The sequence below is a fragment of the bacterium genome (genome assembly GCA_023150945.1).
Taxonomy (GTDB): domain Bacteria; phylum Zhuqueibacterota; class Zhuqueibacteria; order Zhuqueibacterales; family Zhuqueibacteraceae; genus Coneutiohabitans.
In genome coordinates this window covers 289,718-314,510 of sequence record JAKLJX010000004.1, presented here as the reverse complement: position 1 = coordinate 314,510, position 24,793 = coordinate 289,718, and the positions used below count along the sequence as shown (strand labels likewise).

The 24,793-nt window shown below is 56.1% G+C and carries 21 protein-coding genes and 1 tRNA gene; 5 read left to right on the top strand and 17 right to left on the bottom strand.

All coding sequences use genetic code 11. The features are described from left to right. Positions 1-73: 73 nt before the first annotated feature. The 4 genes from L6R21_08010 to L6R21_07995 form a co-directional block, all read right to left on the bottom strand. Positions 74-463, bottom strand: a complete 390-nt coding sequence (locus L6R21_08010; GenBank protein MCK6559131.1) for a DUF5362 domain-containing protein — start codon at positions 461-463, stop codon at positions 74-76. Positions 464-552: 89 nt separating this feature from the next. After that, positions 553-1,116, bottom strand: coding sequence for a hypothetical protein (locus tag L6R21_08005; protein MCK6559130.1), 564 nt, complete (start codon positions 1,114-1,116; stop codon positions 553-555). A gap of 100 nt (positions 1,117-1,216) precedes the next feature. Next, on the bottom strand, positions 1,217-1,825 hold the full coding sequence (locus L6R21_08000) for a DUF3052 domain-containing protein (protein ID MCK6559129.1): 609 nt from the start codon (positions 1,823-1,825) through the stop codon (positions 1,217-1,219). 19 nt (positions 1,826-1,844) lie between these two features. After that, the gene (locus L6R21_07995; protein MCK6559128.1) at positions 1,845-2,468 is read right to left on the bottom strand and encodes an arylesterase; all 624 of its coding nucleotides are present in this window, start codon (positions 2,466-2,468) and stop codon (positions 1,845-1,847) included. A gap of 114 nt (positions 2,469-2,582) precedes the next feature. Here L6R21_07995 and L6R21_07990 point away from each other — a divergent pair, with 114 nt between their 5' ends. After that, the gene (locus L6R21_07990; protein ID MCK6559127.1) at positions 2,583-3,311 is read left to right on the top strand and encodes an ABC transporter ATP-binding protein; all 729 of its coding nucleotides are present in this window, start codon (positions 2,583-2,585) and stop codon (positions 3,309-3,311) included. Between the two features lie 88 nt (positions 3,312-3,399). After that, a complete protein-coding gene (locus L6R21_07985) occupies positions 3,400-5,907 on the top strand; it encodes an ABC transporter permease (GenBank protein MCK6559126.1) in 2,508 nt (835 codons plus the stop codon). 7 nt (positions 5,908-5,914) lie between these two features. On the opposite strand, the gene L6R21_07980 is transcribed toward L6R21_07985, so the two are convergent. The 6 genes from L6R21_07980 to L6R21_07955 form a co-directional block, all read right to left on the bottom strand. Continuing rightward, positions 5,915-6,310: a cytochrome c gene (locus L6R21_07980; protein ID MCK6559125.1), complete on the bottom strand. Its 396-nt coding sequence runs from the start codon at positions 6,308-6,310 to the stop codon at positions 5,915-5,917. 447 nt (positions 6,311-6,757) lie between these two features. After that, on the bottom strand, positions 6,758-8,686 hold the full coding sequence (locus L6R21_07975) for a hypothetical protein (protein ID MCK6559124.1): 1,929 nt from the start codon (positions 8,684-8,686) through the stop codon (positions 6,758-6,760). Continuing rightward, on the bottom strand, positions 8,683-9,306 hold the full coding sequence (locus tag L6R21_07970; GenBank protein MCK6559123.1) for a hypothetical protein: 624 nt from the start codon (positions 9,304-9,306) through the stop codon (positions 8,683-8,685). The genes L6R21_07975 and L6R21_07970 overlap by 4 nt, the downstream gene beginning before the upstream one ends. A gap of 66 nt (positions 9,307-9,372) precedes the next feature. Further along, the gene (locus L6R21_07965; GenBank protein MCK6559122.1) at positions 9,373-11,016 is read right to left on the bottom strand and encodes a M28 family peptidase; all 1,644 of its coding nucleotides are present in this window, start codon (positions 11,014-11,016) and stop codon (positions 9,373-9,375) included. A gap of 214 nt (positions 11,017-11,230) precedes the next feature. Beyond that, the gene (gene rsgA / locus L6R21_07960; protein MCK6559121.1) at positions 11,231-12,046 is read right to left on the bottom strand and encodes a ribosome small subunit-dependent GTPase A; all 816 of its coding nucleotides are present in this window, start codon (positions 12,044-12,046) and stop codon (positions 11,231-11,233) included. A 29-nt stretch (positions 12,047-12,075) separates the two neighbouring features. After that, on the bottom strand, positions 12,076-12,267 hold the full coding sequence (locus L6R21_07955) for a hypothetical protein (protein ID MCK6559120.1): 192 nt from the start codon (positions 12,265-12,267) through the stop codon (positions 12,076-12,078). 446 nt (positions 12,268-12,713) lie between these two features. Between L6R21_07955 and L6R21_07950 the strand changes: the two genes are divergently transcribed. Continuing rightward, positions 12,714-13,103, top strand: coding sequence for a nucleotidyltransferase domain-containing protein (locus tag L6R21_07950; GenBank protein ID MCK6559119.1), 390 nt, complete (start codon positions 12,714-12,716; stop codon positions 13,101-13,103). Between the two features lie 51 nt (positions 13,104-13,154). Here the strand turns inward: L6R21_07950 and L6R21_07945 are convergent, their stop codons facing one another. Next, the gene (locus tag L6R21_07945; GenBank protein MCK6559118.1) at positions 13,155-14,768 is read right to left on the bottom strand and encodes a hypothetical protein; all 1,614 of its coding nucleotides are present in this window, start codon (positions 14,766-14,768) and stop codon (positions 13,155-13,157) included. Positions 14,769-14,866: 98 nt separating this feature from the next. After that, on the bottom strand, positions 14,867-16,249 hold the full coding sequence (locus L6R21_07940) for a DEAD/DEAH box helicase family protein (protein MCK6559117.1): 1,383 nt from the start codon (positions 16,247-16,249) through the stop codon (positions 14,867-14,869). Between the two features lie 122 nt (positions 16,250-16,371). On the opposite strand from L6R21_07940, the gene L6R21_07935 reads away from it, so the two are divergent. Together L6R21_07935 and L6R21_07930 are read left to right on the top strand one after the other, a co-directional pair. Then, positions 16,372-16,638, top strand: a complete 267-nt coding sequence (locus tag L6R21_07935; protein ID MCK6559116.1) for a hypothetical protein — start codon at positions 16,372-16,374, stop codon at positions 16,636-16,638. Then, positions 16,635-17,051: a putative toxin-antitoxin system toxin component, PIN family gene (locus L6R21_07930; protein ID MCK6559115.1), complete on the top strand. Its 417-nt coding sequence runs from the start codon at positions 16,635-16,637 to the stop codon at positions 17,049-17,051. The genes L6R21_07935 and L6R21_07930 overlap by 4 nt, the downstream gene beginning before the upstream one ends. Before the next feature lie 41 nt (positions 17,052-17,092). Here L6R21_07930 and L6R21_07925 read toward each other — a convergent pair whose 3' ends face one another. From L6R21_07925 to L6R21_07905, 5 genes are all read right to left on the bottom strand, one after another. Next, on the bottom strand, positions 17,093-18,925 hold the full coding sequence (locus L6R21_07925; GenBank protein ID MCK6559114.1) for a site-specific DNA-methyltransferase: 1,833 nt from the start codon (positions 18,923-18,925) through the stop codon (positions 17,093-17,095). A 123-nt stretch (positions 18,926-19,048) separates the two neighbouring features. Beyond that, positions 19,049-19,819 (bottom strand): PD-(D/E)XK nuclease family protein, encoded by a 771-nt coding sequence (locus L6R21_07920; GenBank protein MCK6559113.1) that lies wholly within the window; start codon positions 19,817-19,819, stop codon positions 19,049-19,051. A 46-nt stretch (positions 19,820-19,865) separates the two neighbouring features. Further along, positions 19,866-22,502 carry an ATP-dependent helicase gene (locus L6R21_07915; protein MCK6559112.1) on the bottom strand — a complete coding sequence of 879 codons (2,637 nt, stop codon included), beginning with the start codon at positions 22,500-22,502 and terminating at the stop codon, positions 19,866-19,868. A gap of 357 nt (positions 22,503-22,859) precedes the next feature. Continuing rightward, positions 22,860-22,934 (bottom strand) — tRNA-Pro (locus L6R21_07910). A 241-nt stretch (positions 22,935-23,175) separates the two neighbouring features. Continuing rightward, positions 23,176-23,997: a hypothetical protein gene (locus L6R21_07905; protein ID MCK6559111.1), complete on the bottom strand. Its 822-nt coding sequence runs from the start codon at positions 23,995-23,997 to the stop codon at positions 23,176-23,178. Positions 23,998-24,793 lie beyond the last annotated feature (796 nt).

Below are 24,793 nucleotides of genomic sequence, written 5' to 3'. Positions count from 1 at the left end.
TCAATCAATCGACACGAACCGGAGAAGAACTGCGCAATAGCAATAAACCGCGCCGAAGACGGAAGTATTCCCGCTACAGCCGGGACCCTGATTGAAACATCGAACCCAGGAAGAAAAGGACGAACAAAATGTAGAGCCCGACCAGCACCAGCGCGATGATCAAAAAGACTTTCTGAATGAAAAAGTACTTCGCCTGCCGCTCGAAGCCCTGTTGCAGCGCCACGCCATCGTTGGTGGCGAGATATGCGGTGAAGGAATCAGCCGCTTCGCGCAGCCGGAGGCCGGCAATGATCAGCGGAATTCCCACCACGGCGGTGATGATTCCCAGACAAGTGAGCGCGCCGTAGATGATGCTGAACACGCCGACAAAGCGCATGTCGCCGGTCATCTTCGACACCGTCATGTGCAGCATGGGATTCGAGGCTGAGGGCATGCCGTAAGTGCCGCCCGACAGATTGTCCATGATAGTCCTCCATAGTTGAATTTGATGTGCACTGCATGATGTGGGAAAGCAGTCTTTCTCTGAATATCAGCACAGCGGTTGGTATGCGTTCAGGCCAAACGATCGAGGTCCGATTGCACCAACGGCTGTAAGCCTCCTCCGCAGCCGGCGCACTGTTTCGCCGCGGGATGATTGGGATGGCCGCAACGGCCGCACGGAACCGGCGCGTACGTCGCCGGCACTTTCACCAGCCCCGGCGGAACTTGCGAGGCGAGGGCGGCCGGACGTGTCAAAACGAAAAGGTATCCCAGAATGCTCAAAAAGAATCCGAGCAAGAAATACGGCATGGGTGCCAGGCCCTTGCTCAGCGCGCGGTAGCCGCTCAAACCGCCAAAGAGCAGGCCGCTCAACACATACAATCCCGCCGCCAGCCAGCCCCAACTCATGCGGCCCTGCTGCAGGTCGCGCACGGATTTCTGATTCTCATGAAACAAAGCCGTGCGCGGCCTGCCGGGATCAGTCTTCGCGCCAGTAACGTGGTGTGCGGAATCGTTGGGGATTGTTTGGGGAGATTGTTGAAGCTGATTGGGCAGGCCGTCATTACTGGCGGCGCCGGTGCTGACCATGAGGCATACGGTGAAGGGAATAACAAAAAGCCGCGCAGGTTTGATCATTCCCAGTCTCACGAGAAAGTATTGAGGCATGGCCGGCGTGCGGCCGGCGGAAGAAGTCGCTGCAAAATGAACAATTCCGCCGGAAAAAGCAAGGCCAGGATCAACGCCTGGCCTTGGGAGTCACCAGCTTGAGGCCGGAATGCGTGGCCGAGAAGCTCACGACTTTGACGTCGACCAGACCGGCCTGCTTGCCGGCGGCGCGCACGTCACTCTCGTTGCAATGGGATTGCCCTTTGCGAAAGATAACCCACAACGCGCCGCTTTTGCCGAGATGTTTCTGAAGCTGCGCCAGCCGGCGCAACGCCGCTTTGTCACTCACGCCGAGCAGAATCACGTCGCAGACCTTGGGCGGTTTGACGGTGCTGAACGCGCCCACCCGTTCGCGCAATTGCCGCAAAAAGTCATCGTCTGCAAGATTGAGCGCCGCGACTTCACAATCCGCCTTGATTCCCAACTTGTCCAGCAGGCTTTTGGGATTGAGAATTTTCTCCCGCCACTTGTCCGCCAGTGGCCCGAGCTGGAAGCGCGCAACGCCTGCCGCAGACGTGACGGCCAGCTCCCCGTCCGCTGCCGTTAATGCAGTGATCTGGTCAAAGGGAATCTGCAGGCGAAATTCACCGCGAAACAAGAGCGCGGCTGCTTCGAGATAGGCGCGGCCTTCGGAAATTTGGCCGCCAAAGCTGACCTGACATTTGGCCTCTTGCCCCATGCGCCCTCCGATTGAACAGTTATTTTCGGTTTGCAGGTAACGGCTGCAACACCGGCCGCAACACCTTCCAAACGTTTTGCGCCACAATGCGATGGCCGGCAGCAGTGGGATGAATGCCGTCGGGCAGATTCAACTCCGGCACGCCGCCCACGCCTTCCAGCAGAAACGGCACGAGGGCGGCCTGGTTGCGTTTGGCCAAATCCGGAAAAATCGCGCGAAACGCGCGCGTGTATTCCGCGCCCAGATTGGGCGGCACCATCATGCCGGCAATCACGATTTTCACCGCTGGATTTTTTGCCCGCACGCGAGCGATGATCGCCTGCAAATTCTGTTTGGTGAGCTCGAGCGGAATGCCGCGCAATCCGTCGTTGGCGCCCAATTCGAGAAACAGAACGTCGACGTCGCGCTGCAGCAGCCAGTCGATGCGTCGCAATCCGCCCGAGGACGTTTCGCCGCTCAAGCCGGCGTTGACGACGTTGAAATTCCAGCCCAGCGAATCGATCTTCTGTTGAATCAACGCCGGGAAGGCCAATTCGGGATCAAGCCCAAAGCCGGCCGCCAGGCTGTTGCCGAGAAAGAGAATGGTCCGCGGCGCACCGGCGGTTTGCCCCGGCGGCGAGCTCCGGACCGGCGTGGTGATCATGAGCAGGCTCAAGAGAAAAAGAATTTCCCACACGTGAAAACGTTGGCGCATGTGTTCTCCGGTTTCGTACATTGTCGGCACAATTCTGAGAATCGAATCAATCAAGAGATAGTTATGGATTTGAATCCGATGTTGCATGTGGAAAAGCTCAGCAAGTCCTTTCAAAGCGGCCAGCGCACGCTGACCGTCTTGCAGCAGGTTTCGTTCGCGCTGGCGGAACGCGCGACTTGCGCGATCGTCGGGCCCTCGGGCAGCGGCAAAACCACCCTGTTGGGCTTGTGCGCCGGCTTGGATCGTCCCAGCACCGGCAGCGTGACGTTGAACGGCATTCAGATCGACGGCCTCGATGAAGACGAACGCGCGCGCGTACGGCGTGACTTCATCGGCTTCGTGTTTCAAAGCTTTCGACTGCTGCCCACGCTCACCGCGCTGGAGAATGTGATGGTGCCGCTCGAGCTGCGCGGCGAAACCAATGTGCGGCCGGCAGCCGCCGATTGGCTCGAACGCGTGGGCCTGGCCGACCGGATGAATCACTATCCCGCGCAACTCTCCGGCGGCGAACAGCAGCGCGTGGCCCTGGCGCGCGCGTTCATCAATCGCCCCAAAATTCTCTTTGCCGATGAACCCACCGGCAATCTCGATGCCGATACCAGCGATCGCGTCATCTCACTGCTTTTTGATTTGAACCAGGAAGCCGGCACGACGCTGGTGTTGGTGACTCACAATCTCGATCTCGCGCGCCGCACGCAACGCATTCTGCGCTTGCGTGGGGGCGCCGTGATTTCGGACGAACGGACTGACGGCGAATATAAGGCAAAGGCAGGCGCAGATGCAAGAGAGTAGCAAGTCCTCTCCGCCGGACTCGGTGGCTGCCGTGCCGGCACAAAACGGGAACTTGCGGCGCGCTCCTTCCGCAGGTTGGATTTGGCGCATGGCCTGGCGTGACAGCCGCACCCATCGCCGCCGCCTGCTGTTGTTTGTTTCCTCCATCACGTTGGGCATTGCGGCGCTGGTGGCGATCAGCTCGTTGCGCCAGAATCTCGCTGCGGCGATGCAGGCGCAGGCCAAGGTTCTGCTCGGCGCGGATTTGGTGATTTCCGGACGCCAGCCGTTCGCTCCGGAGATGGAAGCGCTGTTTGATTCCCTCGGCGGCAAGCAGGCGCGCGAAGTGCGCTTCTCTTCCATGGTCTATTTTCCCAAACAGGCCGGCACGCGGCTGGCGCGCGTCAAAGCCGTCGCCGGCGATTTCCCGTTTTATGGCAAATTCGAAACCGATCCGCCTGCGGCTGCGGTCACCTTTCGTGACGGCCAGAATGCCCTGGTGGAGGAAGCCCTGTTGCTGCAATACGAGGCCGCGGTGGGCGATTCCATCAAAATCGGCAATCTCACGTTTCGCATCGCCGGCCGCTTGCTGCGGATTCCGGGCGAATCTGCGGCCAACGCCTTTTTCGGCCCGCGCGTTTTTATTCCGATGAGATTCCTGGAGGCAACGCAATTGGTGCAGCGCGGCAGCCAGATTACCCACAGCGTGCAATTCCAACTCGACCCCAAAGTCGACGCGGACCGGCTGGTGCGCGACCTCAAGCCGCAACTGACCAAGCATCGCCTCAACAACGAAACCGTGGCGAGCCGCACGCGGGAACTGGGCCGGGCATTGCAAAACCTAACGCGCTTTCTCAATCTCGTCGGCTTCATGGCGCTGCTGCTGGGCGGCATTGGCGTGGCGAGTGCCATTCATGTCTACATCAAACAGAAGCTCGATGCCATCGCCGTGTTGCGCTGTTTGGGCGCGAAAATCCGGCAAACCTTCGGCATCTTTCTGGTGCAAACGCTGATGATTGCACTGCTGGGTGCGGCGCTCGGCGCGGCGCTCGGCGTTTATTTGCAAACTCTGCTGCCGCGTGTGCTGGGCGATTTCCTGCCGGTGCAACTCGAGATGAAGGTCTCGTGGAGCGCTCTCGCGGACGGCATGATTACCGGCTTGGGCTTGTCCTCGCTGTTCGCGCTGCTGCCGCTGCTGTCCATCCGCAACATCTCCCCCCTACTGAGCCTGCGCTCCGCTTTTGAGGCGCAACCCCATCCCGGCCGCGACAAGCTGCGCTGGCTGCTCTATGTCGCCATCGTGCTCGCCATCACCGCCTTTGCCATGCGGCAAATGGAAAATGCCGTGCAGGGATTGCTCTTCACCGCGGCTGTGGGCGTTGCCTTCGGCCTGCTCGCGGGCGTGGCGAGATTGCTGACCCGCGCCGTGCGCAAATACTTTCCGAGCCACTGGAGTTTCGTGTGGCGGCAGGGACTGGCCAACCTCTACCGCCCCAACAACCAAACTCTGATGATGTTGCTCGCGCTCGGCTTCGGCACGTTTCTCATCACGACGCTGTACTTGACGCGTGAAACGCTGCTCCGTCAGGTCGAGCTGACCGGCGCCGATCAACAACCCGATCTGGTGCTGTTCGACGTGCAGCCGGATCAAGCCGCAGAGGTGGCGGACTTGGTTCGCTCTTTCAATCTGCCGGTCATGCAGCAGGTGCCGATCGTGACGATGCGTTTGGAAAGCATCAACGGCACGACCACGCGCGTGCTGCAGCGTGATTCCACTGCCGGCATTCCCGAATGGGTTTTGCGCCGGGAATACCGTTCCTCCTATCGCGACAGCCTCAACGATAACGAGACCCTGCTGGCCGGCGAAATGCAGCGCCGCCGCACGCAGCCGGAGGAAACCATCCTGGTTTCGCTCGAAGAAGACATCGCGAAAGATTTGAAAGTGAAACTCGGGGATGAGCTGGTGTTCGACGTGCAGGGTGTGCTGTTGCCGACGCGAGTGGGCAGTCTGCGCCGGGTGAATTGGCAGCGCATGATGCCGAGCTTTTTCGTGCTCTTTCCCGGCGGCGTGCTGGAGGGCGCGCCGCAGTTTCAAGTGCTGGTGACGCGCGCGGGCAATGCCGAACTTTCCGCGCAGGTGCAACGCGCCGTGGTGCAGAAATTCCCCAATGTTTCCGCCATCGACCTGGCTTTGATTCTGACCACCGCGGAAACGATTTTGAGCAAGGTCGCGTTCGTCATTCGATTCATGGCATTCTTCAGCGTGTTCACCGGCCTGGTGGTGCTGGCAGGCGCGGTGATCACCAGCCGCTATCAACGCATTCAGGAAAGCGTGCTGTTGCGCACGCTCGGCGCGCAGCGCCGCCAGGTGATCAAAATCATGACCATCGAGTATTTTTTCCTCGGCGGACTCGCCGCGCTCACCGGTATGCTGCTGGCATTTGCCGGCACGTGGGCGCTGGCGCGCTTTGTTTTTGAGACCGCCTTTTCGCCGGCGGTGCTGCCCAGCACCATGATCGCGCTGGGAGTCATCGGCTTGACGATTTTGTTGGGAATGTTGAACAGCCGCGGGATTGTGGATCGTCCCCCGCTCGAGGTGTTGCGGGCCGAGGCCTGAGGCGCATTCAATGCGCAGATGGCGCGGCGTTTCCGGAATCCGCGCCCGCCGGCCGCGGCAGGCTGTCCACCCACGTCGCGAGGAAATCGATTACCTGTTCGACCTGCTCCGGCGTCAACTGCTCCGCAAAGCCGGGCATGGCGTCATCCTCCTCCCCTTTGCCGTGCAGAATAACGTCGCGCACGTAAGCGCGGCTCTTGCGGCGCATGACTTCATGGATCTTCGGGCCGAACATGCCACCGGTTCCCTCTGGGCCGTGACAGCGGCTGCAATTGACTTCGCGATGCACGAATCCCAAATAGGTGAGCTGGCCGGGATCAGTGATATCCTTGGGCGGCTCGGCCGCGCAGCCCAGCAATGTGACAACCGGCAGAAGAAGTGTGACAAGAAGGAATGATCGCATTATCGTTCTGAGGGCAGATGACTTTGGGAAAATTTGGCGGCACCGCGCCCATGTTTCACAAACGCCAAAGTTCTATCCACAACCATTGTCATCTTGCAAGGACCTTGTGAAGATTTGAGCCCAGTGCCAGGTTCTACAACGTCAAGCATACCCTCTCATCGCTTAGAAGGCCAGCTGGACCCCGACGGGGTCGCATGGAATAGCCCACGGGCAGCGCCCTGGGAAGCGATAGATTCTATCGCTCATAGCCCTGCAGGGGCGGCATTCCTGACCTGGTGCTGTGGCACCGCCCTGGGGCTTGGTGATATCTCATGATTATTCATTTTCCAAGGCGTTGCCCTTCGCTTCTACATTTTGTCCCCTGGGGCTATTTGTCTGTGCAATAGAATTCGACTTAATATTGTCGTACAGGTATCTCGCCGGAAAAATGCTGTACCAGAACCGGCCTCAATTCAAGAACCTCCACCAAAATCCCCAACGAAAAGCCCGACCGGGATCTTGCACTCCCGCCCGCCATTGCCAGCGCCGATCTAACAGATTTTCCCATGACAAAAACACCGCGCCGGCGCCATGGCGCAACTGCAATTGAAAATCGATCACTCGCGCCGTGGCCAGGTGTGCGAAACTCACGCTGCCCAAGGCCTCGGAGAAATCCGGCGAGAAGCGCGCGCCGATCACTCGCGCGGCAAAGCGCGGCGTCAATTCGAGATCGTGATCGAACAGGATCCAGGGCGAAGCCACGTAGGCATGCACGTAGGTGCGCGGTTGATGCCAGAACCAAAATTGCTGCGGCACTTCTTGCGGCGCATGCGCCGCATGGAGACCCACCGCGAGGTGAGCCAAAGGCCGCCAGCGCAGTTGCGCTTGCAGCGCCGGCGTTTCGGCGACGGCGGTATCGTTGCGCAGCGCAGCCGTGGTGTCCGCGCACTGCAAGCTCCATACAAAACCCTCATGCCACCAGCCGCTGCCGAAGACCAGCCGCGCGGCGAACGAGCGCCTTTCAAAGGCAATGCCGGCCAGCGCCTGTTGCAGAGTGACCGCCTCGAGCTTTGCCGGCCGCGCCAGCAGACGCAGACTGTTGCTGCGCTCCCCCGGCGCCGGTGGAATGCGGCGTTGCTCCACGCCCAGCCACGCAAACCATGAAGACGTCAGACGATAGATTCCCGCAGCCGCCAGCGTGTAGCCCGTGGGCCAATCCGGCTTGTAGCCGGCGTGCGCCACCGTTTGCAGCGCGAGCCTCCCGTGGAGTTGCGCCACCAGCTTCAAACCGGCGGCGGCATTGAGGCGACCGCGATAGTCAATCGTCGGACTTTCCAGTTTCTCATGACTCAGGCGCCCGGTGAAAATCGCGGCAAGGGATTCTCCCTGCCGTTGCCAGCTCGTTTCGAGGCCGGCTTCGCGCAGACGGTGGCGAATCTTGACGGCAGTCGCATTCAACTCTTCATGAATGTCCCACAGAAAAGCGCGCAGCGCGAGCTGATCGCGGCGATTCAACTCGAGAGCATGATAGAGCCGCGTCTCTTTGTGCCGGTTGTTGCCGCTGCGCTGCCATTCCTCGGGAAAGAAGGGCGCTTCCACTCCGGCCTCGGCGCGGACGAGCCAGTAGCGACAGCGCGCCTGCCAATTCTGGCTGACGCGATAATCGAGGCGGGCACCGGCCTTGAACACCTCAGCAGGCAAGCGCACCAAACTGCCGCTGCGGTTCACAAAACCGTCGGCATTGTTGATGGTGAGATGGAGCAAACCATTCAGGCGGCGGCTGAAAGCGCGGCCAAAACGCACGCGCGTCGCATCTCCACCCAGCGGCCCTTTGACGTACTCCGCGCGGGAAAAAGGAATTTCATAGCGCAAGCTGTCCGTGGTGAAATGGAGGAATGCAGCGGACTGTGCCTGACGCCCCGTTTCGGGCACGAGTTGATTTAACGTGATGCCATCCACCGCGGCCTCGGGCAAACCGGCGAGATCGGCAGTGCCGTACACGCCCGGCCGCCACCACACCTCATCGACAAAATGATCCAACGCCGCCGGCGGCAACATGCCCGTGGCAAAATAGCGCGGTTGACCGATGCCGCCCGTGCGCAACGGCAACAGCGGCAGGCTGCGAGCGCCGAACTGCCACACATCCTCGAACAAATTTTCGGCACGCGCTTGGGAGTCTGCCCGCGCAACCGCGGCCCGATTCAAATGGTGGAAAGCTCGCCAGTGGGCCGTGCGGCCGGAAGAGGAAATCGCCTCCGCCGGCGCGGTTGCCGCCACGGCCGCGCTATCCGCGCCGGGTTTCGGCAACGTGTCAGGGAGAGCAGGCTCGTTCGAAATTTGGGCGAACAACACGCGGGCACCGAGGAATAACACCACCAGCAGGCGAGCAGGATTCACAGTTGGACTTGGGAGTTGGTGAAGTTTGCCGGCTTTGACTTGCGCGCAGCAAGCGAAGCCGGCGGCCTGGCAAACGATTGAAACACTGCCAGTGTGAGCAGATGTCGTGCGAGTATAGGCACGAGCAGGCTAAAAATCAATCCGTTTGTCGCCAGATGGGTCAAATAAACCGGCGCGCCAAAAGTGACCGCTGCGAAGAATCCCTCCCAGGTTTGATTGATGCTCAAGCCAAACGCCAGCGTGGTGGCGAAATCAAACAGCAGGGTCAACAGAATTCCGAGAACCGCAAAGGCAGGCAACGGCGGCAGCCGATCAGGGAAAAGCCGGGCCAGGCACCCGCCGGCAAAGCCACTCACGGCCATGCCGGCGATTTGCGCCAGCATGAGCGGCGGAATGGCGGGACCCAGCGGGTTGAAAAACGTGTAGAGAAATTCAGCGATGCCGCCGACGATAAAACCGCGGGCTGCGCCCAACATGAAACCCGCCAGAAAGACCGTGGCCGTCATCAATTCCAGGCCGGGCACTGCAAAGAACGCCAAACCGCCGGCCAGGCCCAGCGCCATGAAAATCGCGGCCAGGATGAGCCGGCGAATACGCAATGTACGTTCATGCTTTTGCATTGTGGGAGATCACTCATGCCGGCACCAACGTGCACCGGCCGGGCATGCGGGCAGGACGGCGCCAGGTCACGGGCTTGCCGGCACTTGATTCGGCTTCAGGCGTTGCGCTTGATTGGCCACCTGCCAGCCGGTGAGAAATGCCATCTGCGCCACGCGCTGCAGTTTCGGGAAATTGATTTTGTCGACGTCGTCGGTCGGTTTGTGGTAGTCTTCATGCTCGCCGGTGGTGAAGAACAACACCGGCACGTCGTGGCGCGCGAAATTGTAGTGATCGCTGCGATAATAGAGCTTCTTGGGATGGCTGGGATCGCCATAGCGATAATCGCACACCAAACCCACCTGCCGCGCCGAAGCCTCATTCAACTCCCGCAGGGCACTGTTTTGATGCCCACCCACGACGTAGATCGTATTCTCCTCCGCCAGCCCGGCGTTCTTGGGATTGGTGTCGCCCGGCGGCCGCACGCGGCCCACCATGTCCATGTTGAGGTTGGCCGCCGTTTGCGCGAGCGGAATGGCGGGATGATCGGCATAATACTCCGAACCGAGCAGGCCCTTCTCCTCGCCGGCAAACCAGAGGAACAGCACGCTGCGCCGCGGCGGCCGGCCGTTTTGCGCAAAGGCCTCGGCGATTTCCAACAGCGCCGAACTGCCGGAAGCATCATCATCCGCGCCGTTGAAAATTTCACCGTTGGCATTGCGGCCCACATGATCGAGATGCGCGCTGTACGCCACGGCTTCGTGTTTCAAATGAGGATCGCTGCCCTCCAGCCAGCCGATGACATTGGGCGCGTGCAGGCTGCGCTGCACCACGGAAATCGTCAGCGTGGCTTCATTCTCGCACAAGAATGATTGTGGCCGGTAGGTGCGGTCGATCTCTGCCTGTAACTGCGCCAGGGTCTTGCCGCTGCCGCGCAGCAGTGCCGTGGCCAGGCTGGTGTCGGCGACAATGATCTTGAAGCCACCGCCCTCTTCCTCTTCCGGCTTATCGGCCAGACGCATCTTGGGCTCGGCAAGGTATTCGAGGTACGCTTGAAACTCGGCGCGAAATGCCGGTCCGCTGTCATTGGGTGCATTGACGAGAATAAGCGCGGCCGCGCCTGCAGCCTCGGCGGCGGCCGCCTTGGCATTCACGTACGTGTAGCGCGTCGTCTCTTTGCCCTCGAACCGCACGCTGGTGTCAGGGGTTTGCGGCTCGTGGCGCATTGCCAGCACGATTTTGCCCTTCACGTCAATGCCGGCAAAGTCGTTGTAGCTGTATTCCGGTGCCTCGATGCCGTAGCCGACAAAAGCTACTTTGCCGGTAATGGTTTCCGAAGTTTCCGGCAACTCCTTCTGGTAAGGAAAGAAATCATCGAGAAAATCGAACTGCGCGGATTCGCCCGCCGGGGAGGTGACGGTCAGTTTCGTCTCCGGCGTGAGCTGCCGGCTGATGAGGGCGAAGGGCTGCAAAAAAGATCCGCTGGCGGTCGGCGGTTTCAGCCGCAGCCGCTGCAATTCCGCAGCGATGTAGGCTGCGGCGCGCTCGAGACCCGGCGAGCCGGTGTCGCGTCCCGCGAGCGAATCCGAGGCCAGGAAACTCAGGTGGGTGTGCAACTCCTCTGCGGTTATCGAGGGTACGCCGCCCGGCACGGTGGTGGCTTTGGGCGGCGGCGAGCATGCTGCCAGCCCGAGCACCAGCCCGGCAAAAGCCTTGATCATTGTCCTGCGCATGTGTATTCCTTTGCTGCAAGAATGAATCGGCACGATTTTCCTCCACCCTGCCGATCTGCCGGAGTTGGACCGGCTTCCCTGTTCGCGACGCGAAAATAAAAATGCCGCTAGACCGGTGAGGTTCTAGCGGCAAACACCAGGAGGTATCACCATGAAACGCGGCGCAAGATAGCGAAATGGCGCCACTCCCGCAAGGGAATTCTTCCCGGGGAAATCACGGTGCCAAGGACTGCAGGATTTCAACATAAGCTTGATAACGCGACTTGGTGACTTCGCCGTTCGCCACGGCCTGCTTGACGGCGCAACCGGATTCGCGCCAGTGCAGACACTCTCCGTTCGCGCAATCGCCGCTGAACTCGCGAAACTCGTTGTAGTAATAGCGCAGCTCATCGGGCTGCAATCCCAACAAGCAGGCCATCTCGATTTCCTCCAGCGTGGTGATCTCCAGTCCGCGCGCCAGCTCAAAGCTGCTGAGGCGGCATCGCACCGAAGCGCCATTGCTCGCCTCCAAAACCCTGTCCTCCGTCTTGCCTCGCTTGCCGTACCCAGGATCGAGCTGCGCCAGCAGGGATTTCCGGCCCACACCGGCCTCGCCGATCATGATCGAATGCCTGTTTTCCAACCGCTCCCGCAAATTGGCGATGCCCTCGCCGGTTTTGGCGGAGGTGAGCACGATCGCGTAGCCCAGCTCACGGTAGAGACGCGCGACTTTGTCGATCGTGCTTCGCTTTTCTGCGAGATCGAGTTTGGTGAGGCAAATCAGCGGCTCCACCACTTCGATCTGCGCGAGAATCAGTCCGCGGTCGATCAGGCTGTGGGACAGCGCCGGCGCCTGCACCGACTGCACCAGCACCAATTGATCGGCCTGCGGCGCGGCTTGGTGAATCAAGGTTTCGCGCAGCGACTCGCTGGGGCCGTTGTCGTTCAGCTCGGGCGCTTCCTGCTGCTCACCCGCAGCCTGCAAACGCTCGCGCCGCTCCTGCCAAAGATGGCGCATTTGCTTTTGTTCGATTCTGGTCAGGTCTTTCATGATTCTTCTGTCTGAAGCAACGATGAGGGTTACGATCCGGCGGTCAGCGCCTGTGCGCCCACCTGCCACTGCGGGTTCATGAAGAATTCCGGCAGCAGCGCAAACCGGCCGCTACCGGAAATATTGGCGAGTAACTGCAGGGGTAAGCGAGATTGAGGCGAGGGGAAAATCATATCCACATGCAACGCTGAGCAATCGGTCAATGGCGGGAAATGAGACAAGCTTGCTTCATGATACTTTTTTCAACTCCACCGGCGCCCGGGGCGCGAATCGTAATCCGAGGTAGGTCAGCAAAACTGGGCGGAAAATAGCAAAGATAAGCATTTCTGTCAAGCGGGCTTTTGCAGGATATTGCAAAATATTACAGCGGTGTGACAGGCGATTTGACCACGGATTCCGCCGGCAGCACCGCGCGGGCAAGCATGGCAATTGGTCCGGCAGCCTGTTTTCCATGCGGACAGCGCCCCCGGCCGCAGTGCGTCGCTGATCTGGAGGCGTGGCAAATCAGGCGTGGGGAGTTTGGGACATGGCGTTCACAAAATTCGATTGATGATTGAAAAGGTATTGTCTATATTCTGCCGTCCATTCAATGCTGTTACGGTGTTCCGGTTCGCGCTCGCCGCCCAAACGGGAGCGATTCATGAGACAATGAGAACCTGGCAAGTCATTGACCGTTCCCGTGCGCCGTTCGCATCGCTTGTGTCCTGGGGCGGGACTCCAAAACCTCGAGCTGACCATGATCACGCCAGAACAAATTCATTCCGTTGCCCAGCAGATTGCGCAAAAGTTTGACCCGCTCAAAATTGTCCTGTTCGGTTCGTATGCGCGTGGCGAATCACATCGCCATAGCGACGTCGATTTGCTCGTCATTCTTGAAGATGGCCATCATGGCGGTGATCCTGAAGTTGAAGTCGCCTTGAGTATATCACACCAATTTCCGATGGATATTCTCGTGCGCTCGCCGCAACAGGTGGCTGAGCGCTTGTGCCTGGGCGACACTTTCTATCGGGACATTGTCGAGAAAGGCGTGGTACTTTATGAACGCCCTGGCGGCTGAATGGCTTGCCAAAGCCGTTTAATACAAACAATTTTCCGAACAGGGCAGTTCTCATGCTGCGCCTTTCGATACCTTGCCCAGCGCCTCGGCTTTAGTTTGTGGTTGACGTTGATCCTTTTCAACCTTATCAATATCAAACAATCCCTGTGTCGCGATCTCATTCTCAGAACGCCACCATTCGGCAAATTCCCGAAAGATGGGACGATAGTCGATGCCCATGGATTTGAAGTGTCTGCGTGCGCACTTGATTTTGCGCTGCTCGTGCGGGAAGCGCAGCTCATCTTCGTGCTTGTATTTGGTCTCGCGGATGAGTTGGAGAATGCAGCGCCGGTCGCCATCGAAACGAACGATGCCCCAGTCCGGATTGTAGTTGCCGACCACTTTGGGCATTTTGATTTCAAAGGCAGCCGGAAATTTAAAATAGAATACAACCTTGTCATCCGGCCTGACAATCCGCTTTACAAACACGCGTTCCACCTCAGAATCGGCTTGCACCACGAACTTTCGCCCCGCCTCCGAGTCGGCTTGCAGCAAATAATACAGCGTGCGCTCGTCGGCTTCCTCCAGTTCTCTCTGCGCAAAAGCCTTTTTGAGCGGAAAGAGCTTCTCCAAATTGCGCTCAATTCTCCCGTCTTCCACGATGAACTCAATGCGTTCCACAATGTGATCCGCCAACGCCTCCCTGATTTGCTGAATGAAAATGCCGGCGAACCCTTCGGGATTGCGCAAGAGCATCTTCTTGTGTTCGTCATGCAATCCTTTGAAGATGGCGTTCAACGTTGGCCGTGTCAGACCGAGTTCACGGCTGGCGCGATCCAGCAAATTGAACACCGGATATGTCGCAACCACCGGCTTTGAGGTTCTTTCTGAAATCACCTGCCCGGCCTCGCTCTCAAAGGTCAACGTGGCGTGAACGCCCAACTCCACATTATTCGAGAAAATCACCTTTGCTTCACGCTTGCCGTTCTGAATCTCCAGCACTTGAAAATGGCGCAACCGGTCATCGCCAAAAACTCGCGCCAAATTATTCTTTTTGAGGATGGGACGGGAATCCTTGTTGATTGTGCCTTCGGAATCAGCGATTTCAAGCTCGATCATTGCGATATTTCCCCGCACGGATTGCAAGCGCAGGATGTAACGTTTGACGACAAATTTTCCCCGCTCGACCACGAGCACCGGTTCTGGGATCGTCTGCGCATTCAATCTTTCAACACAAGCCCGAATCAGTTCCGGCGTGTTGACGTGCACGCGATAAGAGACTTTTTGTGACAGTCTTTCCCAAAAATCTTTGAACTCCTTGCTGCCATGAAAGATTTTGTCGTTGCGCGTCGCGTTCTTCTTGCGTGCTTCCGAAGGCGGCGGTGGCGCGGCCATGTTGTCCTTCACGTACTCCTGCTGCAGATTGGCGGCATACGAGGCGTAGCTCTCATTGGCAATGACGGTCAAGGTATTGACTTCTTCATCAAACAGCCGCAGGCCTTGTTGATTGACGCACAACCGCAAGCCGCGTCCGATCTCCTGCCGACGTCTGATTCCAGACACCGCTTGATTGAGCGTGCAAATCTGAAAAACGTTGGGATTATCCCAGCCTTCCTTGAGCGCCGAATGCGCGAAGATAAAGCTCACGGGTTCATCAAAGGAAAGCAAGCGTTCTTTCTTTTTCATGATCAACTCGAAAGCTCTTTGCGCCGCTTCGCGCTGCGCTGCTGGCGCTCTTTCCAAATTCTCGATGTCAATAGCCTTCTCTTCGCCCCGACCGAATCTCATTTTTTGGCAAAATAAGCTTCGCGCACTTGTTCCGGCCGGTAATTTTTGAAGTACGGATATTGCTTTTTGAGCTTGTCGAATGCGCGGTCAAAAAGCTGCTTGATGATGCCGTTCTCGTCGGTATAATTCGCCACGCGATCAATGAAGAACAGCGAGAGAACTTTTACATCGCGGTCGCGCAATTCTTCCTGCCGCTCCATGTGAGTTCTGATTGTTTCCTCGATCTGCAATCGGAAAATCTCAGGCCGCGAGGGCCCGAGGGTGTCGTTCAGTCTGAGCGTAATGCCGTTCTCAAACAGAAGAAACTCTTCAGCGGCATTGATCTCCACGACACAGTAGCGATCTTTAAACTCGTCCCGGCGGGTGATCTTGTACAAATCATCGTACTGTCGCAAAACAAGTTCTGCTTCACGCGTCTGTCCCTTTTCATCGGCATATGTTCTGACTCTTGCCGTAATGCGCCCGTTGCGCGAAATTTTGGTGAGCGCCAAGAACGGCTGATTCAAATCATCTTTTTTTACCACGCCGCTGACTTCGATTTTCTTGACCAGATTGCGGCGAAACGCTTCAAAAGGCGTCAGCCGGTAAACCAGGTTTGGATCGGTACGCGGCGTGGCGCTGTAACGCATCGCAATCAAAGGATGCAACGAGCGCAGCGCCGTTTTTGCCGTGTCGCTCTCCATGTTTTGCGGCTCATCGAGAATCAGAATTGGCCGTGTCTCTTGGATGAACTGGTACGGCTTGCGCTCGCCTGGAAGTTTCTCGGAATATTTGTAAATGACATTCGACGCCTTGTTGAATGCGTCCAGCGTGATCACCATGATTTCCGTGAACGTGTCGCTCGCAAATGAGCGCAATTGGCTCAATTTGCTGCCGTCGTATTTGAGCAGGTGAACGGTTTCATTTCCGTACAGACTGCGAAAGTGACTGCGCGTAATTTCAAAACTCTTGACCACGCCCTCGTAAATCGCGACGCTGGGCACGACGATGACGAACTTGCTGAAGCCGTAACGTTGCCGCAATTCGTGAATCGTGCGCAAATACACGTAGGTCTTGCCCGTGCCGGTTTCCATTTCAACGGTGAAGCTCGGATAGCGCCAGGTTTCGTTGCCCGCGCAGTCGATGACCATCCCTTCGTCGACTTGCAACTCGGCGAACGGGTTTTCGATGCCGTTTTTTTGTTGAACCGCAGCGAGATTCTCGCGCAGCCATGACTCGCGCAGCGTTTCATGCAGCGGCAAGTTGGCCACAATCTCGCCGCCGAGACTGAATTCCGGCGCGCGTTTCGGCAGGCCTTCGAACAAGCGGACGACGCTTTCCACCGCTTCGAGTTGATGATCTTGATGCGCGTCGAATTGGAGTTGGAGAGTTTTAAACATGGCAGCCGTTGTTTGGGCTTGAGCAAAAAGGAATGTGTTGAAGTTAATGAAAAAATCGCATATATTTGCAGCTATAGTAGCCTGTTGCAGCGCTGTTCAGAACAACTTAAATGAGGTTCATTATGGCGGAGCTCGTTTTGAAACTTGACGATCAGCTCGCAACGCGCTTATCGTTGCTGGCACAGGAACATTATGATGGCGATCAAAACGCCGTCATCTCGGATGCCTTGAGGCTTCTCTTTTTGCAGCCCATTCGAAAAGATCGCCGCCGGTTAGCCCGACTCATTGATGAGATTCGCGCCGAGGTGCGGGCGGCGGGCGGCGTGGCCGAAAAAGAGATCGATCGGCTGATCAAGGAATACCGGCAGCAAAAAAGCGTGGAAAAATGATCCGTGCCGTCATCGACACCAATCTGCTTGTTTCCGGCCTACTCAATGACTCGGGCGCGCCGGCAAAGCTCATTCTCCGATGGCTTAAAGGCCAATTCGATTTTTTGATTTCTGATGAAATCATGAATGAATATGCCTACGTTCTGCATCATCTGCCGGAGATTGATCCGCAGAAGGTCAGCGATCTGCTTGCGGAATTGCGTGTTTCAGGCATCCGTGTTGCCATTCCAGGAACTTTGCAAGCTTGCAAAGACGTGGATGATGACAAGTTTCTCGAGACTGCCGTAACCGGTCAAGCAGAATATCTCGTGACAAAGAACACGAAACACTTCCCGCATAAAACCTACCAAGGTGTCCGCATCGTCAAAGTCTCCAAATTTCTTGAAGAATTGGAAAAGCAGTTCTCGAGTTAAGTAAATTTTAAGCCACACCTGCACGCCACTGGGCGGAGAGATCAAGTAATATTCAACCGGCACACGTCTGCCAGCCGCATCCTGGCTTGATCCGTTAGCGCGCTGTCGAGGCAAACGAAAATATCCTCGATGCGAAGTTCCAAATGTTTGATGGCGTCCTCTTTGATTTTGGGATCAAGGCACACGAACAAGCGATGCGCGCAGGCTTCGGATTCGATCAACTTCACTTTGTTCGATTTGAAACCGGTTTGTCGCGTGATCTTACTGTCGAGCGGGAAGCCTTGTTGCAGCATGATTTCTGTCAACAAATCATCTTCTTTCCAACCTTTGACCAATGGGGTTTCGGCTTGATCAAACAACATTTCGAGTTCTTGAATGTTTTCGCCGTTATAATCTTGCCAGGCTCTGAAGTTGGAACACGCGAGCTTGAAGACTTTGAAACCCAGGTCTTCAGGCGTTTCGCGTTTAGATGAAGATTTGCCGTTGCTCTCCTTTCTCATTTTGGCGGTCACGCGCCGGATGCGTTCTTTGCCGATTTCGGCGATAGTATTATAGCCAGCTTTTCGAGCAGGCGAGTCCTCAGGCGTTGGCTCGGGAAGTTGAACCATGATGAAGCGGCGATTGCCACCGTCTTCGCGATTGAGGTCTAAAATAGCTTGGGCGGTGGTGCAGGAGCCAGCAAAAAAGTCTATGACTATGTCATTTGACTCACTAGACGCTTGAATTAGTTGGCGTAACAAATAAACTGGTTTAGGAAATTGAAAAGTGTCGCCTAAACCAAGCTCGTCGATTTCGTCGTGCGACGATCGGAATTCATTCTCATGCAGCAAAGAGCGAATTTTTCTTCCGTCAGCCATTCTTTGTTTAAACTGTACCGACCACGTTCCGTCGTCCTTTTTCAAAAAGCGTACTTCTCCTGACTTCAAATCATCTTTGAACCGATTCTCGCTTCTAAACAATTTGCCTTGCAGTATCGTTCCGTCGGGCGCCTCGATTTTATACGGCTTAGTTTGAGTGTAAGAACGCACCATCGTGTCCCAGAAGTACCTTCCAAGATGATCTTCTTCTGAGTATCTTTTCGCATATTCCGGGTCGTGTGGAATAAAGAGAGGCCCAGTGCTTTCTTTATTCTTAGCATAGACAACCACGTAATCATGCTCAACAGCAAAATGGTGTGCTGCACTTCCACCACCAGACTTTACACGTCGGGCAAGACAAGCAAGAAAATTACCTTCGCCTAAAATCTCATCCATCATTTGTCGGAGATTATGGAGTTCGTTGTCATCAATTGAAGTAAAAATTACTCCATTCTCACTCAAGAGACTTCTGGCCAAAAGCAGTCTCGGATAAATCAAATTCAGCCAATTCGAATGAAAACGGCCACTCGCTTTGGTATTCGTCGTCAACAGTTTGCCATTTTCATCCGCCTGTCCGGTTCTTTTTAGGTATTCTTCCAGCGGCTCCTTGAAATCGTCCTTGTAAACGAAGTCGTTTCCCGTGTTGTAAGGCGGATCGATGTAGATCATCTTGATCCGGCCGGCGTAGCTCTTTTGCAGGAGTTTCAGCACTTCCAGATTTTCGCCTTCGATGAAAATGTTGCGGGTCTTGTCCTCGTCAACGCCTTCTCCGGCAGCAGGCACGAGCGTGCCTTTGCTGGGCAAGGTTGCCAAGCGCCGCGCTTCGCGTTTGCCGGGCCAGAACAGGCCAAAATGCTCGGCTTCTGGGCTTTCATCTTCCAAAAATTCACCGAGCGCTTGTTTCAGTGCTTCCCAGTTGATCTTGCCGTCGGCAAATGCTTCAGGCACGATGGCTTTCAATTGCGCAAGCCGGTCCTCGGTGAACGCAAAGCTGGGACGGAGTTTTTTAATCGGCATTGAGAATCCTTCTCATGTTGCAAGTTCGTGATGTAGAGGCGGGGAAGTCAGGCTTGGACTCGATGGCTTCGAGTATCGTTCAAATGCAGTGAAGTCCAAGCCTGACTTCGCTATCTTCCTTCGCTATTCTTCAAACGCAGGCAGAGTGTCCAGCCCTGCTCGCACGCGTTCTTCACGTTCTTCTTCACTACCAAAATCATTCATAAAATACTGGCGAAAACTGCTTTCCTGGTTGCCGCGACTGCTTTGGGCATACGCGCGATACGCCGAGCAAGAAAAACGCGCATCGCAATTCCGGCAAACCTGCACGGCAAAAATGACTTTCATGCCGTGCGGCTTGCCACGGAGTTTCTGCAGTGACGGCGGCGCAAATTCGCCGCTTTCAATCGCATCAACGGTTTCACCAAACTCGCGAATGGTGTCATCGATGTGATCGGCATTAAACGGAATAGCGATCAGCGGTTCCCATTTTTCCAGTTCTTGTGCTAGAACCTTATCGTCGCCGTTGCGCAATGCTGTTTTAATGCTCTCCGGGAAGGCCGTGGAAATCACTGCGGTTTCATCAAGCTGTTGCTGGCGCAGCTTCTGCCAGATAAACGCATACACGTTCAGTTGCTTTTCATAATCCGTCAGATTACGCCGCACCTCGTCTGCCTCATGCGTTTTGATGTCGTACATTACCGTGCGATCATTTTGCCGCACGATATCAACAACGCCTTCAATGCCAAACTCCCGGCCTTTGGGCGTGTTTAGCTTGGGCAAATTCAGCAACACTTCCGTATCCGTGACTTTTTCCGCCACCTCGCGGAGCCGCCGCCAATACAGCAAAACCTGGTCGAGCGCGGCAGTTTTGAATTCGGGCGCAAGCGCATGCCCGCCTTCCAGGCGCAGCATTTCATAATTCTGCTCGAAGTATTCTCGAATGCGGCTTTCGATATCGTCATTGTTGAGATTCATGCTTTTGACTCCGCAAAGAGATGAGATATTGATGCAGATCGTCCAATGTTTGATGCACCAAGCTGCCGAACATCATGGTTTGTGAGCGCGAGGGCACGAAACCGTATTTGCGAAAAATCATGTATTGCCGCGAGCATTTCTGATAAAGCAAAAAATCCCCGGTGTATGAATAATTCTTGGGAAGCTCGTCTGGTTTCGCATTGGCCTCGGGTAACACATTGAGGTCGAAATCGGGTATGCGAGAAAAATCCACATCCAGCAGCTTTTTGAACGGTTCGTTCAGGCTCTGACCTTTCCCCTTGAAATGCGCAATCACCAATAAATTCTGCGCACGCGAGAGCGCCACGTAAAACATGCGCATAACGTCAAACTTGGCCATGCGATCCAATGGTTCGCTTTCGCGATCAAGCAGGGGCTGCACCAGCGTCTCAATGATTTGCGGTTTATCGTCTTTCTTGCGCGGATTCCCCAGTACGACCACCGGAAATTCCAGGCCTTTTGCTTGATGAATGGTAAGAAAGGGAACGCGGCCTTTGGGGAACGGATCATTCGCGTCTTCATATTCGGATTCGCCGCGGCGAAAGAGCACGTAAAGATATGAGCTGAAAAAACGCCTGCTGAAAAACTCGTTTTGCAGCGCTTCTGCCGTGATGACGGAGCCGTTTTGATCGGTGTACCGCGCGAGGTACTGCGAAATCAATGCGAGATTGCAGATCGGGCCTTCGTCCTCCCCGCTTTCAGCGGCATCGAACATCTTCTTGAAATAATCGAATCCACAAAGCCGGTAGAACAAATCCAATACGTTCCAATCTAGCGACGTGGCACGCTTGAGAATATAGGCCAGTGAAAAGGGATTGCCTTCTGCTATGCGTTTCTTGATGATTTGTGCAAAGTAATTGCTTGCCAACGATCGCTTCGCACGTTCGGAAAGTTGAGGCGCGCCATAGAGCGGCCTGCGCATCTTTTCGAAATCGAATGGCGCGGCAGGATCCCAGCGATGTTTGGCTGCGACGTTCAAAAGAGTATTATAGTCTGCGATGGCCGCAGCGATCTCGGCGCGGCGATCTTTGATGTATTGCTTAAGTTGCTTGTCGTCGCCCAACAGTTCTTTTGCCCGGTCGTAAGCGCCTTCGAGCCAGCGATGAAAATCATGATAGTCGCGACCTCCAAAGTCACCGCGCGCAGGCTTGCCAAAGACCTGCTGGTAAAGTCCGACTAGCGCGACAGCTTCTTCCACTTCCAGAAACCTTCCGGCACGAGGCGCATAGACACGCAGCCCTTCTTTCTCCAACGCATCTTTCATGCGCTGCACTTGCGCGCTTTTCAGCGAAGGAAAGAGGAATGCAATTTGATTGGCATTTTCGACTTTCTTTTCGTCGAGCAATTGACGCACAAGCTGCGCGATTTGCCGACAAACATTTTCAGGCGAATCCGGTGTGCTGGCAAGCACTGCTGCCGACCGATCTTTACGATGCGCTTCTATATTTTTTTGTACACGATAAGACTTGGCACCCTTTCCGTTAGCATGCCAGTCACAGAGACGCATGAATTTTGAATAAAATGCCACAATATTCTCGCGCGAACGGTAATTCGTCGTTAGCGGAATGCAAGTAGGGTCAGAGTTGAGGAAGGTTTGACACCGCAGCGGAAACTGCACAAAATTTTCAACCGTTGCGCCGCGAAAACGATAAAGCGCCTGATCATCATCCCCCACCACACAGAGATTCTTGTATCCGGCAGCCAATTGAAAAAACAACGCCTCTTGCACCGGGTTGGTGTCTTGATATTCGTCGATAATGATGTGCTTGAACACTTGCCCACCCGCCGGGCCTTCTGCCACAATCTGCAAAGCTTTCTGTTGCAGCAAAGAAAGATCGCTTTGAGGAATCTTTTCAGATTCTGCGAGTGATTGGAGATAACCGCGATACATTTCCAACAGTGCCTGAAGCGTGGCATCAGACGTTCGAGATTTCACTGAAATCGGATCCAAGCACTCTTCCGAGAAGCGATTAAACAAATTGAGACAACTCGTGACCGCAGCATACTTTGAAAGTGAAGCACGATCCGATAAAAGCTGAGTGATTTGTGATTCAGGTGAATCAGTCAAACCTGCCGCGCTGGTCAAGGCACCCCAGCGGCGATTATTATTCAGATGAAAGTATTGATCGAGTTCATCCAGCACAGCAGGCGCGCGGCCACGCTGGCGATGAGGAAAGAAACGGCGATCGGTAAGAATGCGTTGGCACAGGGAATGAACCGTGCCCACGTACATTTTGGAAAGATCGTAGGGCACTCCGCTGCTCTTGGTCGCAATGCTCAACAGACTCCGCAAGCCTTCTTTTAGTTGCAGCGCCGCCTTTTCAGTGAACGTTGAAAGAAAAATTTCCTCAGGTTTAATCCCGTGAAAAACAATCAAGTTCAGCGTTCGCCACAAAAGTACCCGCGTTTTGCCCGAGCCGGGACCGGCGGGCAGAAAGAGCGGGCTGTCGGTGTGCAGGATGGCCTGCTGCTGTTCGTCGTTGGGAGAGAACCCAGCCTGCTGCCACAGGCGCGTGAGACTCAGGGCAGTTCCCGGGTCCCACGCAGCCGCGGGCGGAGATTTCAGATGAGAAATTGTCATGTGCGCCTACCGGTCGAACTCCTCCCACGCACTGTTGGCATCATGAAATTGTTTATCGGGGCGGCAAGTCGGAGACAAATGCGCTCAATACTACCGGCATTTGCCATGTTTTGCTGGCGAAGACTTGAGAGAATGCTGGCGGGTTTGTCTGTTGCGTTGGTTCTGGCTTGGCCGGGTTGGGGGCAAGGCGGGGAAAGTCAGATTCGGACGTAACGGCTTCGCAGACTGCGCAAGCACATTGAGTCCAATCGACTCCGGTCAGCGGCTGGGAAAATGGGCGTGAGAACAGAGAGGTACCAAAAAACAAAAGGAGCTGCAAAACCTCGCGGGGAGGGTTTACAGCTCCTTAAGTCTGGGTCGGGGCGAGAGGATTTGAACCTCCGACCCCTTGACCCCCAGTCAAGTGCGCTAACCAAGCTGCGCTACGCCCCGATCACTCAAATGCGGGGGCAGTATAGCAAAAACAGCCTTGCGATGCAAGCTCTTTTTCCGTCAGTGCCGCGCCACTTGCCAGCTTGACGCACGCCGGAGCGAGAGCGAATTGCTGCGGAGACACGATCACGCCCGCGAAATTCTCAACCGCGAAGCGGCCCAGAGTGCAAAGAGAAATAAACTTGGCGTCCTTTGCGCCTTCACAGTTGAAGCTTGACCGCGGCTGACGCCGTGCCAGGGTTCACGGGCAGACAACGTCGTTCAACTGCGAGTCCCAGCAGGATTTCTGGCCGTCTTTGTAATTGGGCGCAATAATGTAGCCCGCGCGGGTCGCGGCATCCCAGGCAATGGTGAGCGTGGTACTTGCCGAGCTGTCGAAATGCACCACCGAGCGCGCCGAGCCCTCGCTACTGTAGGTCAACGTGTCGCCGTTCTCGGGAACGCCCGGCTTCACCACGGTGAATTGCAGGCTGGCTTTGCTCGCGGCCGTGTCGTTGTTCCAAGTGATGTTCACCACTGCCACGCCGGCGCTGGGTTGAGTATGATCATAGATCGTCCACTCGCCGGAGCCGTTGTCCAGCGCGGCAATGCCGGTGTACCACAGAAAGCGATTCAGCGCCAGGCCGCCGGCATTGGTGGTGATGCGCATTTCCCAGCGGACCGCCTTGGCGTTTTCATCGATCCACCCTGCCAGGTCGGCTTGAAACTGCTGGCCGTTATTCGACACGGTGTAGATCCAATGCCATTTGGCATCGTCTTGCAGCACCGGCGTTTGTGAGGCTGCTGCGGCAAAGGTGAGCACCGGCACGTTCATGTGCACCAGCACGGCGAGATTGATGGTCGCCACTGCCAAGCGCGCGGTGATGAAGTTTTGCCCAATGGCCCCGGCCTTGGGCAGGTTGCTCTGAAAAGCGCCCAAGTCCACGGACATCGAACTGGCCGGCGGCAGCGCGGGTTTGGGATTGTCGGCCTCGGTGGGATTTTTCTCACAGGAGACCAGCGCAAGATGGGCGCACACCAGCGCCACTGCCAGCCCTTTGCGAAAATGAACCGCTTTGTTCATAAGTTCCTCCTGAGGAATTTTCGGTGAATGTCATGCTTCCCGCCTTGCCTCCACCAAGTCGCGTGCCAACCCTCCGGGTGCCAATGCCATAGCCGGGTGAACTGATTTTGCAGGAGTTGACGCAGCCGCGCCGCGCGCGCAGCATGCCGGGCCTGTGCGTCAATTGCAACAGTGTGTAAGATCAAACACGGAAATCTCCCGGGCGGCAGGCGGGTGTTGCGCGGATCGCGCGAGCAAATGCGACGCATGAGAGTGGCCCACGAAATACGCAAAACACACGAAAACCTCCTGAGCGATTTGCTTGACCATTGCAAATTTGCCGCACAGACGCAGACATTGCACAATATGAATTTCGAATAGTCTGAACTGCTTGAAACAGGAGTGAACGGAGATCACTGCGAAACAAGCTCCGCCATCTCTGCTCGCTCCTGTTCTGAGTCATGATGAAAAGCGAGCCGCCTGCAGGGCTGAGGTTTTCAGCTTGATTGAGAATTGGCTGTGGGCCATAAGGCGCTCAAAGTCAGAATAGAATTCTGAAAGATTCTTGACCACAAAGCGACCGCTTGCACCGCGGAGTTTCAAGATCAAGAGAGTCCTTCTCCGCGGTTTCCGCGTCTCGGCGGTGAGCTTTTGAGGTGAATGGCACGGGAGTGTGCCCAAATCTTCACAAGATCCTTGCTGGATGACGACTGGATGACAGTGGTGGTGGATACCTCGTGCGAGGCAACGATGTACGAATCGGACTTATTGCTGCCCGCAGGGCATCAGATTTCAGCTTGTCTGAAATCTGGCGCAG

Bases quoted from the DNA above. Each gene is read 5' to 3' on its own strand.
- L6R21_08005 (MCK6559130.1), bottom strand. From the start codon at position 1,116: ATGATCAAACCTGCGCGGCTTTTTGTTATTCCCTTCACCGTATGCCTC.
- L6R21_07915 (MCK6559112.1), bottom strand. From the start codon at position 22,502: ATGACAATTTCTCATCTGAAATCTCCGCCCGCGGCTGCGTGGGACCCG.
- L6R21_07940 (MCK6559117.1), bottom strand. From the start codon at position 16,249: ATGTTTAAAACTCTCCAACTCCAATTCGACGCGCATCAAGATCATCAA.
- L6R21_07980 (MCK6559125.1), bottom strand. From the start codon at position 6,310: ATGCGATCATTCCTTCTTGTCACACTTCTTCTGCCGGTTGTCACATTG.
- L6R21_07965 (MCK6559122.1), bottom strand. From the start codon at position 11,016: ATGCGCAGGACAATGATCAAGGCTTTTGCCGGGCTGGTGCTCGGGCTG.
- L6R21_07995 (MCK6559128.1), bottom strand. From the start codon at position 2,468: ATGATCACCACGCCGGTCCGGAGCTCGCCGCCGGGGCAAACCGCCGGT.
- L6R21_07990 (MCK6559127.1), top strand. From the start codon at position 2,583: ATGGATTTGAATCCGATGTTGCATGTGGAAAAGCTCAGCAAGTCCTTT.
- L6R21_07970 (MCK6559123.1), bottom strand. From the start codon at position 9,306: ATGCAAAAGCATGAACGTACATTGCGTATTCGCCGGCTCATCCTGGCC.
- L6R21_07925 (MCK6559114.1), bottom strand. From the start codon at position 18,925: ATGCCGATTAAAAAACTCCGTCCCAGCTTTGCGTTCACCGAGGACCGG.
- L6R21_07930 (MCK6559115.1), top strand. From the start codon at position 16,635: ATGATCCGTGCCGTCATCGACACCAATCTGCTTGTTTCCGGCCTACTC.
- L6R21_08000 (MCK6559129.1), bottom strand. From the start codon at position 1,825: ATGGGGCAAGAGGCCAAATGTCAGGTCAGCTTTGGCGGCCAAATTTCC.
- rsgA (MCK6559121.1), bottom strand. From the start codon at position 12,046: ATGAAAGACCTGACCAGAATCGAACAAAAGCAAATGCGCCATCTTTGG.
- L6R21_07985 (MCK6559126.1), top strand. From the start codon at position 3,400: ATGGCCTGGCGTGACAGCCGCACCCATCGCCGCCGCCTGCTGTTGTTT.
- L6R21_07920 (MCK6559113.1), bottom strand. From the start codon at position 19,819: ATGCTGCGCCTGGAAGGCGGGCATGCGCTTGCGCCCGAATTCAAAACT.
- L6R21_07945 (MCK6559118.1), bottom strand. From the start codon at position 14,768: ATGAAAAAGAAAGAACGCTTGCTTTCCTTTGATGAACCCGTGAGCTTT.
- L6R21_08010 (MCK6559131.1), bottom strand. From the start codon at position 463: ATGGACAATCTGTCGGGCGGCACTTACGGCATGCCCTCAGCCTCGAAT.
- L6R21_07935 (MCK6559116.1), top strand. From the start codon at position 16,372: ATGGCGGAGCTCGTTTTGAAACTTGACGATCAGCTCGCAACGCGCTTA.
- L6R21_07905 (MCK6559111.1), bottom strand. From the start codon at position 23,997: ATGAACAAAGCGGTTCATTTTCGCAAAGGGCTGGCAGTGGCGCTGGTG.